General features: G+C 58.0%; 10 protein-coding genes, 1 tRNA gene and 1 other RNA gene. 3 read left to right on the top strand and 9 right to left on the bottom strand.

The window, feature by feature from the left end; genetic code table 11:
• Window positions 1-27: 27 nt before the first annotated feature.
• From FGD77_RS17900 to FGD77_RS17880, 5 genes are all read right to left on the bottom strand, one after another.
• Complete coding sequence (locus FGD77_RS17900; protein WP_255011852.1) at window positions 28-477, bottom strand: SspB family protein; 450 nt, start codon at window positions 475-477, stop codon at window positions 28-30.
• 69 nt (window positions 478-546) lie between these two features.
• Window positions 547-1,794, bottom strand: coding sequence for a chromate efflux transporter (gene chrA / locus FGD77_RS17895; protein WP_255011845.1), 1,248 nt, complete (start codon window positions 1,792-1,794; stop codon window positions 547-549).
• A 320-nt stretch (window positions 1,795-2,114) separates the two neighbouring features.
• Window positions 2,115-2,467: a transfer-messenger RNA gene (ssrA, locus tag FGD77_RS17890) on the bottom strand.
• A 127-nt stretch (window positions 2,468-2,594) separates the two neighbouring features.
• Window positions 2,595-3,566, bottom strand: a complete 972-nt coding sequence (locus FGD77_RS17885) for a P63C domain-containing protein (protein WP_255011843.1) — start codon at window positions 3,564-3,566, stop codon at window positions 2,595-2,597.
• Entirely contained in the window at window positions 3,559-4,482 is a 924-nt protein-coding gene (locus tag FGD77_RS17880) for an IS1595 family transposase (protein WP_255011842.1), read from the bottom strand. Before FGD77_RS17880 ends, FGD77_RS17885 begins: the two co-directional genes overlap by 8 nt.
• 489 nt (window positions 4,483-4,971) lie before the next feature.
• Here FGD77_RS17880 and FGD77_RS17875 point away from each other — a divergent pair.
• From FGD77_RS17875 to FGD77_RS17870, 3 genes are all read left to right on the top strand, one after another.
• Window positions 4,972-5,061 (top strand) — tRNA-Ser (locus FGD77_RS17875).
• A gap of 132 nt (window positions 5,062-5,193) precedes the next feature.
• Window positions 5,194-5,340: a DUF6538 domain-containing protein gene (locus FGD77_RS22505; protein WP_369682732.1), complete on the top strand. Its 147-nt coding sequence runs from the start codon at window positions 5,194-5,196 to the stop codon at window positions 5,338-5,340.
• A gap of 107 nt (window positions 5,341-5,447) precedes the next feature.
• Window positions 5,448-5,678, top strand: a complete 231-nt coding sequence (locus FGD77_RS17870) for a hypothetical protein (protein ID WP_255011835.1) — start codon at window positions 5,448-5,450, stop codon at window positions 5,676-5,678.
• Window positions 5,679-6,110: 432 nt separating this feature from the next.
• Here FGD77_RS17870 and guaD read toward each other — a convergent pair whose 3' ends face one another.
• The 4 genes from guaD to xdhB form a co-directional block, all read right to left on the bottom strand.
• Window positions 6,111-7,412: a guanine deaminase gene (guaD, locus tag FGD77_RS17865; protein WP_255011833.1), complete on the bottom strand. Its 1,302-nt coding sequence runs from the start codon at window positions 7,410-7,412 to the stop codon at window positions 6,111-6,113.
• A 67-nt stretch (window positions 7,413-7,479) separates the two neighbouring features.
• Window positions 7,480-9,084: a xanthine/uracil/vitamin C permease gene (locus FGD77_RS17860; RefSeq protein ID WP_255011819.1), complete on the bottom strand. Its 1,605-nt coding sequence runs from the start codon at window positions 9,082-9,084 to the stop codon at window positions 7,480-7,482.
• 20 nt (window positions 9,085-9,104) lie between these two features.
• Window positions 9,105-9,971 (bottom strand): xanthine dehydrogenase accessory protein XdhC, encoded by an 867-nt coding sequence (gene xdhC / locus FGD77_RS17855; RefSeq protein WP_255011811.1) that lies wholly within the window; start codon window positions 9,969-9,971, stop codon window positions 9,105-9,107.
• Between the two features lie 4 nt (window positions 9,972-9,975).
• Window positions 9,976-12,300, bottom strand: a complete 2,325-nt coding sequence (xdhB, locus tag FGD77_RS17850) for a xanthine dehydrogenase molybdopterin binding subunit (RefSeq protein ID WP_255011810.1) — start codon at window positions 12,298-12,300, stop codon at window positions 9,976-9,978.
• Window positions 12,301-12,311 lie beyond the last annotated feature (11 nt).

Genomic DNA, 12,311 nt, shown 5'->3' with positions numbered 1-12,311 from the left:
TTCAATGTGCCGCGCGCGGCCGTGCGCTCAGTGTTTGCGAAAACTGTCGAGGCTGACGACATCGGCGTCGGATCTTTTATCCTCTATGGCGTCCTCCTCCTCGCCCTCGTCGTCATCGTCGCTGTCGTGCTTTTCAAAGCGCAGGCCGAATTCGACCGACGGATCCACGAAGGTCTGGATCGCGTCATAGGGGACATAAAGGCTTTCGGGGGCGTCGCCAAAGTTCAGCGTGATGGCAAACCCCTCATCGGTGACTTCCAGATTGTCATACCAATGCTGCATGACGACAGTCATTTCGTTGGGGTACCGCTGTTTCAGCCAGTCGGCCAGCGTCGCCTCGGGGTGGTTCGTGTCAAATGTGATAAAGAAATGGTGCGCCCCCGGCAGCCCGCTTTGCTGCACCCCTTCCAGCACCTCCTGAATCAGGCCTCGCATGGCCCGATGCATCAGATTGCCGTAGTCGATTGTTCCAGCCATCCTGCGCCCTCAATTTTTATCCCCTCACAATAAGGGATTCGGAGGAAAGTGAAAGGCCTCTGAGTGACGTCACGTCCACCAATGCGCCGCCGCGCCCGTCAGGGCCATCAATGCCAGCGCAGGCAGCATCGGGATGCGTAGCGCGGCCATCAACAGGGCGGCCAGCGCCGTCAGCCCGGCGGCGGTCCAAGACAGGCTGGACAGCACCGGAACAGCGCCGAACGGCGTGCTGGCAATCTGGCCAAACAGAACATGCAGCGCGAACCACAGCGACAGATTGGCGATCACCCCGACCACAGCGGCCGAGATCGCGGCAAGCGCGCCCCGCAGGCGCGGCTGCGCAAGGATGCGGTCCAGATAGGGCGCGCCAGTGAAGATCCATAAAAAGCACGGCACGAACGTCACCCACAGCGCCAGCGCTCCGGCCAGCAGCGCCATCCCGGTGCCGCCTGTGGTGAAACCGGCCAGCATGGCGACGAACTGCGTGACCAGGATCAGCGGGCCGGGCGTGGTTTCAGCCAGTCCCAGCGCGTCGATCATCTGGTCGGTGCTCAGCCAGCCATGGGTCTGGGTGACGGTCTGGGTCATGTAGGCCAGCACCGCATAGGCGCCGCCGAAGGTGACAACCGCCAGCTTGCTGAAGAACAGCGCGATGTCAGTCAGAAACGTCGCCCCTGCCCAATAGGCAGCCAGCACCGGTGCGGCCCAGAGCGCCGCCCAGATCAGCGCGGTGCGCAGCGTGCGCGCGGTCTGACCGGGCGACGCGTGCGGCGGTGGCTCGGGCGTCGCACCGCGCGAGGTCCACGCGCCCCACAGGGCGGCGGCCGCGATGATCACGGGAAAGGGCAGGGCGCCGACATAGATCGCGGCAAAGGCCATAATGGCCAGTGCCCAATGCGCGCGTCCCTCCAGCGCCCGGCCTGCAAGACGCCACAGCGCTTGGGTCACGATCACCAGAACGGCAGCCTTGATGCCGGAAAACAGCGCCTGGACCAGCGGCACCTCGCCCCATTCTGCATAGGCCAGCGCCAATGCGGCGATCACGGCCGCGCCCGGCAGCACGAACAGCAGCCCGGTAATCAGCCCGCCCAAAGTGCCGCGCAGCTTCCATCCTGCATAGGTTGCCAGCTGCATCGCCTCGGGGCCGGGCATCAGCATGCAAAAACTGAGCGCGCCCAGAAATTGCCGCTGGTCCAGCCAGCCGCGCCGCTCGACCAGTTCGGTCTGCATCAGCGAAATCTGCGCGGCCGGCCCGCCAAAGGATAGCAACCCGACCCGGGCGAAACTTCGCAAAAAGTCGCGATCGCTTACTTTCATCTGCGCGGCCGTGCCTGCCGGATCAGTCGTGGATCCGCTTTAAAACCCTCGGGCGGGTGGACGTCGATGATGGCAGCGCAGGTGGGCGTGGCGATCAGGCGGGGCAACTGCGAGGGTGTGATTTCATTGAGGGCAGGCATGGGCATCGCTCTGATGGCTCTGAGTGAACAGGTTCAGGATGCGACATTGGGCCAAGGTCTTGTGGGGCAGTCGCGCAAGGCCCCATGCAACGGCCTTGGCGAAACGATGCAAAGCTGTCAATGCCGGTGCGCCGGTCGCCCCTGAGCAGATCAAGCCATGAGCTGCAAAATGCGGGATGAAGTGCAGGCTTCTGTTGCCAGGTGCCTGCGAACCCCGCCTTACGCTGCTAGGCGCAAGGGCTTAGGTTTCGATCTCTCGAACCGCTTACGCGGCCAGAGCTACCGGAGCACGATTGTCATTTGCAATTGTACTTTTCGGGCCGATACGGTGGCACCCCGCCGAAACAAAGCATAACCCCTTTAGACGTTCGTCGATCCTGTTTCGACCCCGATCCGCCCCCAAATGAAGGGTGATTGGTGGAGTCGCCGGGTACCGCCCCCGGGTCCGATCCGCTTATTACGAGCGCGTTTATGTCCATAGTCCCCGAGGGGACACCACAAACATAGGGCGCATTGCGGCGCAGTTAAAGGGGCATGAGCGTTGGCGCGCCGAATTTCTGCGAAAAATTGCCCGCTTTCGTGGATGGGTGGCCTCCGGCGGGTCAAACAGTCGAAAAATATGGGGCCTATATACTTAACTAGCCTATTGGATCGGTGAGGCTAACTATCCTCACCATCATAAACGCCGAACAGCATAGCCTGTTTTCCGTAGTGATGAGCCACCTTTTTTCTCAGCTCTGGCATAGTTTTGCAGGACTTGGCTAAGCCCACGACCTCATAACAGCGAGAGACAAGCTGGCGGACGCCGTAATTCTCCGTGAGGTTTTGGTGCCAGCGGACACCCGGCGCGGGTCGATTTTCTCGCAGGTATTTTGCTACGTCTGGGTCAAGGGTGTCGTAGATAAGTTCAATCACCAATTTACCCCAGTATTTGGGCCTATTGTGCAGCGATCCTTTCCAGTCTGTGAGCCTGCCAAACTCTTCCCAAAGCTCATCTGGAAAGGTCTTCTCCCAAGCCCTCAATTCCTCAGCAATAAACGCCCGGAGTTTTATCTGAAGGGCGTCTTCTTCACGCTCATACTGATAGCCGGTGGCCTCATCTACGAGGGCGTCTAGGCCAATACGTGTCAATCCGGCGGTCAGAACGGCGCATCGAATTGCGATTTCCCTCTGGCGATCAGTGAGCGCAGCCCCTTCATAAAGAGCTTGAACATATCCTCTGCAAATTAACTCAAAATGTTCTGTCGTGATCCCAGCGGCGGGCCATTGTGTTCCTGGGATTGAAAACTTGCGAGTTTCCTTCAGGATTTTTTCTATATCAATAAAGGGGTTTAGCGCCTTCTGCCCAGCGTAGTCCTTCAGGTTCGCACGATCTACTTCGGAAATAGCCATAGCGGCGGAACTTGATGCTAGGAGACGGGTGCCGTCAGGTAGCACATAGCAATCAATCTCAGCACCGCCCAAGTCAATTTGGCCGCGCCATTGCGCAACGGGGAGGTCAGGATCAGCGAACTCTTTGTTCCCCTTACCCGGACCTTGCGCATGGGCCTCGCCTTGCTGAGCTACCATAGCACCTGCAACGTCATCAAACGACGCTGGAATTGGTTCAATCACCTTTTTGTCTTTAGCCATTAGTCAGGTCCTTGTAAGTCAGACGCTTATCGACCATGCGATCAATCGTCATGTTGATGAATGCCACGGTGCCAACTTGGGCAGTGTTATGGCGGAATGAGAATTCGTTCACATAGCGGTGCAGGTGGTCTTCGCTCATGTAGTGGTAAACACCGATGTAGCCGCGCTTGAGCAACGACCAGAAGCTTTCAATGCCGTTTGTGTGGGCCATGTCGCGCACATACTCACCAGCAGAGTGACGAACTGTCTTGTGAGTGTAGCCCTTGGCAGCAAGGCCATTGTAGGCGCGAAACTCGTCTGTAACGACCTCACCGCCCTCTGGGGCGCTCTCTTGCACGAAACCTACAAGAGTGGCCGCATCGGTGCGCTTAACAGGCTTGGCGACAACTTGGCCGCTTTCGTCACGCATGCCAACCACAGCCACCTTGCCGACAGCGCCACGGCCTGCATGAAGCTTCTTATCAGCATGTTTGTTCTTTTCTTTGCCGCCCACGTAAGTTTCATCGACTTGAACTTGACCGCCCATCTTGTCGTTGTTGTTGCCGCCCATCCATGTTTCGCGGATACGCTGCGCAAGAAACCATGCTGTTTTCTGTGTGACACCCAATTCGCGTGCCATCTGTGTGCTAGGGATGCCCTTGCGGGCGCTTGTGAGCATGTAGATGGCAAGAAGCCACTTGAGCAAAGGAAGGCGGCTCTCGGCCAGCACTGTGCCTGTGCGAACGCTGAAATGCTTGCGGCAATCTTTGCAGCGGTAGGCCATTGGCTTATGGTCTTTGCACTCGGAAACATCAACGGAACCACAGTGGCCGCAAACGGCATCACTGCCCCAGCGGCGATTCTCAAAGAATTGGCGCGCCGCATCTTCATTTGGGAATTTCTGGAAGAACTCGAATGTGCTAAGTGTATCAGTCATGGGCCTAATCTCTCTTGTTGAGATTAAACTAGCCGCAATCTAACTAGCCGTCAAGGGAATTTAGGCTAGTTAAGTATATAGGCCCCAAAAATATATACGCTTCCGGGTCCGTTCGCCTAAAATTCAAACGGCCAACGCAGAGCCGATTGCCAAGTTCAATATGCCCAGGTCAAAATACCCGTCCTCCTGATCGATCTGGCAATCTGGAGCGCCCCCTTTGGGGTCTTTGCGAAAATGATCGGCCGGCTGGATCATTTCGCGATTTTGGCGAGAGTCCTGACCGACGGGCGTCCCGCAGGCCGAGCCGTCCGGCTGCGCCATTTGCGCCGACGCGCGAACCTGCTCGGGCCAAACTGGTCGCTTGGATCATCCGGCAAAGGCTATCCAAAACGCAGCCTCATCCTGATTTTCATAAATCAGCCATGATTTGCTGCAAATACTCTTGCTCCTTCGCAAAATCCGATCTAAACGCACCCACCAGACCCCCGCGGAGAGGTGCCGGAGTGGTCGAACGGGGCGGTCTCGAAAACCGTTGAGGGTGCAAGCCTTCCCAGGGTTCGAATCCCTGTCTCTCCGCCACTTAGATGACTCGACTAATTTACTTTTCTTTTTATAGTCAATGACTTCGAGGGCGGTCTTGGGTCGAGTTCTCCGTGCGACTCTTGAAGTGTCACATATTCTGCCACACAATGGCGAGTTGGGCGGTGTGCGATGAAGCTTCAGAAACGGAACAATACCTACCACCTGCGCAGGCGCGTGCCTGCCCGGTATCAGGCGGTCGAGGCGCGGGCGTCGTGCTACGTGAGCCTCAATACGGATTCGGAGACCTTGGCACAACAGAAGGCTACCGTTATCTGAAGCGAACAATTTGAACTCTGGAAGGCCCGTCTGGCAGGAGATAGCGTGGAGGCCGAAAGGCGCTATGCATCGGCGCAGGCGATCGCGCGGATGCGGTGGGGCGGTATTTGCACGCAGCGCAGATCGCTGAGTTTCCCCGGCGGGACGTGCTGGAGCGTATCGAAGCGACCCCTGTAAATAACGGTAAGGCAGACATGCCTGTTGCCGCGGCCCTTCTCGCAGCGGTGCCAGTGTCGGCGATCACCGTGTCACGCGCGCTCGAGCTTTACCGGGATCTCGCGAAGGACAAGTCGCTCGACAAGAGCGAGGATCACATAAGACGCTGGAAGATGCGATAAAATCCGGGGCCGATATGCTGGTGTCCATCGGCGGCGTTCAGTCCAATCACTCAAGAATGGTCGCAGCCACGGCGGCCAAGATTGGCATGAAATGCCGTCTGGTGCAGGAATCGTGGGTGCCGCATGATGATGCGGTCTACGACCGGGTCGGCAATATTCCGCTGACCCGCCTCATGGGGGCCGACAGTCGCCTTTTGGATGAGGGATTTGATATCGACATTCGTCAAAGCTGGGAAGATGCGATGGAGGATGTGCGCAGGGAGGGGCGGGGCGTGCCATACGGCATCCCTGCGGGCGCATCTGTCCATAAATACAGCTGTCTGGGGTATGTTGGTTTTGCGGAAGAGGTGGGTACGCTGATCGCGTTCGCGTGTGCCACGGCCCCTTCGATCAGGATATTGGCATCTGCGATATCCAAGCGGGTGACTGAAATCATGACATGTCCCTCTTTTGCGCCACACCTGCAATGTAGGTCTGCGCGATTGCACGATCATCGCCCATCATTTGAACGACGAATAATTCATCTGACAGGCTTTCGGCGCGATCCATGCGCACGTCCATCGCGGGGGTGGCACGGGCATTGACGACCACGATATCGGCCTCTGTCCCTGCATCGAGAGTGCCGATCTTATCGACCAGACCCAAGACGTCGGCGTTGCCGCGCGTGATCCAGTGAAAGGCCCGTAGCGTGTGCAGTTTCTGATCCTGAAGCTGGAGGATTTTGTATCCTTCGTTCAGCGTCTGGAGCATCGAGTAACTTGTGCCCGCCCCGATATCCGTGGCAATCCCGCTTTGGATGCTCTTTGCGCGCAAGCCAGCATCATCAAACAGACCACTCCCAAGAAAGAGGTTGGACGTGGGGCAAAACACCGGATGTGCGCCACTGTCCGCCAATGCACCGATTTCGCGGTCTTTCAAGTGGATCGCATGGCCCAGCAATGTGCGCGGGCCAAGTAATCCGTAACCTTCGTAGACGTCAAGATAGTCGCGCGCATCCGGATACAGCTTGGCCGTAAATGCGATTTCATCGTGGTTCTCGGACAGGTGCGTCTGGATGTAACATTCTGGATGTTCGCCAGCCAACGCCCCCGTCATCTCAAGCTGTTCAGGGGTCGAAGTGATTGCAAAGCGCGGCGTGATCGCACAGAGGGCGCGGCCTGTGCCATGCCAGCGTTCAATTAGCGCTTTGCTGTCGTCATACCCCGATTGCGCGGTGTCCAGCACCGCGTCAGGCGCGTTGCGATCCATCATGGTTTTCCCGGCAATCATTCGCATGTTGCGATCTTCAGCTTCGGAAAACAGCGCCTCGGTGGACGCGGCGTGGACAGAACAGAACGCCACCGCCGTTGTCGTTCCGTGGTCGGCCAAAAGATTGCAAAACCGCCCCGCCATAGAGCGAGCGTGTTGCGCATTGGCGTATTCGGCTTCAGCTGGAAAGGTATATCCATTGAGCCAGTCGAGCAATTGGCTGCCCCAGCTGGCGACGATCTGGACCTGTGGGAAATGGATATGTGGGTCGATGAAACCCGCCATCAGCAAATAGGGGCGATGATCGACAATCTCTGCATCACCTGCGTCGACTGCGACGTCTTGGTAGTTGCCGGACGCCGCGATCAGGCCATCGCGCATCAACACAGCGCCGTCTTCAATGTAGCTGTAGGCGTCGCTGTCGTCAGGGCGCGCCGGTTCGCGATGAAACGTCAGGACGCGACCGCGTAGAAGGGTATTCGTCATTGCAAGCCTACTGTTTATAGGGGGGGGGCGGCGAGGCGGCCCTGCGACCGCCTCGCAAATCATGTTGTTAGCGCGCGTCGAGTGCCGGGGAATCGTCGTCTAGGAAGTCAGGTTCGTCAGGAACGATAATGCGATGCTCAAGGTCTTCCTTGGGTGCGATCATCGGATAGATCAGCATGAATGCACCGATAATCAGGTATCCAATGGTGATCCCGTCGAATTGCGGCATCTGCAACGTGTAGCTATGGATGATCCCGATTGATGACATCACTGCCGCCGCAATTGCGAACCCGCCCGCGTGCTTGAACCGCCCGTCGATCACGTCCGCCGCGATAGCACCCCAGACAAGCCCGGTTATGATCGCACCTTGTGACAGGGCCAGGTGGCCTTCGTAATGCGCACCTTCCATAAGCAGTGCGGCCGTCAAATTGCCATCACCCAAGCCGGGCAATCCTTCGACTCCGGTATTGCGCAATGCGTTTATTAGCGACCCCCACTTAGTTACGAGGAAATTCGAGATGTGCGGCAGGATCGCTAAGGCAACAGCCGCCATGTGCGCGGGTTTCACCGCGTATCCGGTATTGGTGATCAGGCTCACGGCCACGAACACTAAAACAGGCGCTGCCGCTGCAATTGGGATCAACCCCGCAAGAAACGACAGGAAGCCAAGAAACGCAGCCGCCGCAATGACGAGCGCCACACCGATGATGTAGCCCGCGCGTGCATCCATCCGCTTGTAGGCCGGGTGACCGATGTAGACCGTTGTCGGGAAAGGCGAGCCGAACAAAGCGCCGATCATCGTACCCGCCCCGTCTGTCACCTGACAGATTGCAACCGGATAGGTGTCCCCGGCGGCTTCGGCGGATTCTACATTGTTCATCGTTTCAATGAAATTGTAGATCTGCACAGGGATCAGCACGAGGAACAATTCGGGATTGGCGAACAGGTATCGAATACCGATCAGCATATCGCCGAAGTATGGAACAGGGGGATAAAAGCCGATGCCGTCGGTGTTAAAGGACGATTGGCCCAGAAAGATCGCGATGATTGTACCCACACCAATCGCAACCAGACCGGCAGGCAGATTGCCCGGCAGACGGAAGCGGCCGATCAGGCCCCAAAGGATGAACAACAGCGACGTAAAGCCGATCAACGGCGATTCAAACACACTGGCCAGCGGAACTGAGCCGATGAACACCAGCGCGATGCCACAGAGCGTCCCCAACATACCCGCTCGCGGGGTGATACGCTTCAGGAACGGGCCGACAATCGCGCCGAATGCGGCCACGATGCCCCCCATAAAGCCCGCACCGATGCCAACTTGCCACGCTAGAAGTGAATCGCCTGTCGCCCAATAGATCGGGCCAATGACGCCGAACAGGTACACGAACATGACGGGCGTCGAGATGCCGTACGGCAGCGCGGTGACGTCCTTGCCTTGTTTGTTGGCGACCCATTTGGCCATCAACGTATAGACGGCAACACCCGCAACGATCGCGACCGCAGCGCCCGGCACGATACGGCCAAACACGATTTCGCCCGGCATCTGAAATACGAACTGACAGACGCCCGACAGGATCAGTAGATTGACAAGGTTGTCGGTAAATAGGGCCCAGAAGGCATTTAAATCGCTCCTATTGTATAACTTGTAACTGTAGGCTGTAACAGACATTTCGGGTTTCCTCCCCATTCTTATTGCCCTACGCCGCCCTCCTCAGGCGAACTATGTAGGATTTGGTTCTGTTCGCATGTCGGTATAGTTTGCAGACGTGCCGAACCCGTCAGGCGCGTCATGACTTCCGCCACAACGAAAGCCGCAATGACCTCGGGGCGTTTGTCACGGCTGACGGTCGGCCCGATTGGACAGGTCAACCCGTCGATATCTTGTTCAGTTGAATGCGTTGTGTGGAAACGGGTGAATCTGGCCCGCTTTGTCGCCGACCCAATCAAGCCGACATAGGCCGCATCGCGCCGATCCAATGCCTCGGACGTCAGGAGGAAATCAAGCGCGTGATCATGGGTCAGCACGATAAAGGCACTGTTCGGTGGGGCATCGCGAATGTTGGCCTCGGCCATCGCGGACAGACGTGTTTCGACCTTGGCGTCGCACAGCGAAAGTTCTTCGGCCCGTGCGTCGATCAGGATGCACTGAACAGGCAAAAATTGGAAAAACCTCGCCAAAGCGCGCCCAACGTGGCCCGCACCCAGAATGTAAACATGTGGGCGCAGCGCAATGGCTTGTGCCTCAGCCTGGCAGGCGTCGCGCCGGTTCGCAGCTGTCATCCGTGCAAGCGTGATCGTGACGCGACCGCCACAACATTGGCCAATTTCGGGCCCCAGTGGCACGTCCATGTCCTCGGCCAGACGCCCCGCACGCAACATCGCGCGGGCCTTGTCGATGGCCATATATTCCAGCTGCCCGCCGCCGATTGTTCCGTGCAGCCCGTCGGCAGTCACATAGATCTGCGCCCCAGCCTCACGCGGCGCCGACCCGCGCACCGCCGTCAGGTGGATGTGGATGACATCTTTGGGTGTTTCCAGAAACCGGGCGAGCGTCATGGGATCAGCCTTTCAACCGCTCGACAGCCATCAACACGCGCTCCGGCGTGGCTGGCGCATCCAAACGGGGGCACTCGCGGTAATCGGCGACACTGGCGACCGCGTGGGACAAGGCCTCGAACACTGAAATACCGAGCATAAGCGGCGGTTCGCCCACTGCCTTGGACCGTTTGATCGTGTGTTCCTTGTTCTCGGACCAGTTTGCGAGGTGCGTATTAAAAACACGCGGACGGTCCGAAGCCAGCGGGATCTTGTAGGTTGACGGTGCATGTGTGCGAAGCTGGCCTTGGGCATCCCACCAAAGTTCTTCTGTGGTCAGCCAGCCCATGCCCTGAATAAACGCGCCTTCTATCTGACCGATATCAAGGATCGGGTTCAAGGACTTACCCACATCATGCAGAATGTCCGTGCGCTCGATGCGGTATTCCCCCGTCAACGTGTCAACGGACACCTCGGAACAAGCCGCGCCATAGGCGTAGTAATAAAACGGGCGCCCTTGGCCCGTTTCGCGGTTCCAGTGGATTTTTGGTGTTTTGTAGAATCCTGCTGCGGACAGGTGGACGCGGGCCATATAGGCCAGCTTGATAAAATCGGGGAAGGAGAGAATCTCATCACCCACCTGTACCGCATTGGGGAGGAAACGCACCGCGCTGGCATCGGTATTCCAATGCTGCGCAGCGAACGCCACCAGCCGTTCTTTGATCTGCCGTGCCGCGTCCTGCGCGGCCATCCCGTTCAGGTCAGACCCCGACGAGGCCGCAGTGGCAGAAGTGTTAGGCACCTTTTCGGTCGTCGTCTTGGTAATCTTGATCGTGTCGAAATCCACCTGAAGCGTATCCGCCACGATCTGCGCGATCTTGGTGTTCAGGCCCTGGCCCATTTCGGTGCCGCCATGGTTCAGGTGGATCGATCCATCTGAATAGATATGCAGCAGCGCACCCGCCTGATTATACCACGTGGCCGTAAACGAAATGCCGAACTTGACTGGCGTCAGCGCGATACCTTTGCGGATCGTTCCGCCCTTGGCATTCCAGTCAAGGACGGCTTGGCGACGGGCGCGATAATCAGCGCTGTCCTCAAGCTCCTGACAGATGCGTGGGGCGATATTGTCCTCAACCGTCTGGTGGTAGGGTGTCACATCGCGCCCATTGTCGGCGTAAAAATTGCGCTTTCGCACCTCAAGGCTGTCCAACCCGCGGTGATAGGCGATCTCTTCCATGATCCGTTCGGCGACAATCACACCCTGTGGTCCGCCAAAGCCGCGAAACGCGGTATTAGACACGGTGTTGGTCTTCATCGGGTGCGAATTCAAAAGGACGTTGGGGTAATAGTAGGCGTTGTCGGCATGAAACAACGCGCGGTCGGTCACAGGGCCGGACAGGTCCGACGAAAACCCGCAGCGCGCCGCGAAATCACCCGTTACGGCCTCAATCACACCAGCATCGTCAAACCCCACTTCGTAATCAATTACGAAGTCATGGCGCTTCCCGGTCGCAGACATATCGTCATCGCGATCGGGGCGGATTTTTACGGCGCGGTTCCATTTCTTCGCAGCCACCGCCGCGACGGAACAGAACAGGTTCATCTGAGTTTCCTTGCCTCCAAATCCGCCACCCATCCGGCGCACATTGATGGTTACAGCGTTAGAGGGCACTCCCAGAACATGTGCGACCATATGCTGCGCTTCGCTTGGGTGCTGCGTCGAAGAGTGAATGATAACGTCGTCATCCTCACCGGGAATGGCAAATGCGATATGACCCTCAAGATACATGTGATCTTGACCACCGACGCGCATCTTGCCTTTGATGCGATGGGCCGCCTTGGCCATCGCGCCTTCGGCCTCGCCACGCTTGAGCGTCAACGGAGGGGTCACATACCCCATGCCGGCCTCTTGCGCCGCTTCAGGGTCCAGCGCGTGCGGCAAGTCTTGGTAGGTCACGGTCGCAAGCTTGGCCGCACGGCGGGCCGCATCACGCGTCTCTGCCACGACAGCAAACATCGGCTGGCCCCAGTACTCGACCTTTTCAGTGGCGAAAATCGGCTCGTCATCGCGCCCCGTCGGAGAGACGTCGTTGATGCCCGGAATATCGTCCGCCGTCAGAACACCGACAACGCCAGCGGCGGCGCGAACAGCGCTCAGGTCTACGTCGCGCAGCAGGGCGTGCGCTTTCGTGGACAGACCCAGATATGCATGCAACGTTCCAACTGGCTCTGCGATGTCATCACAGTATTCAGCGCGGCCTGTGACGTGTTTGATGGCGCTGTCATGGCGCAGATCGGTGTTCACGCCACCCTTGATCGGGGCATTCGCAGATTTTTGAACATTCATGACAAATCTCT

Source organism: Roseovarius sp. M141 (genome assembly GCF_024355225.1).
Taxonomy (GTDB): Bacteria; Pseudomonadota; Alphaproteobacteria; order Rhodobacterales; family Rhodobacteraceae; genus Roseovarius.
This window is presented reverse-complemented; position numbering and strand designations above follow the sequence as displayed.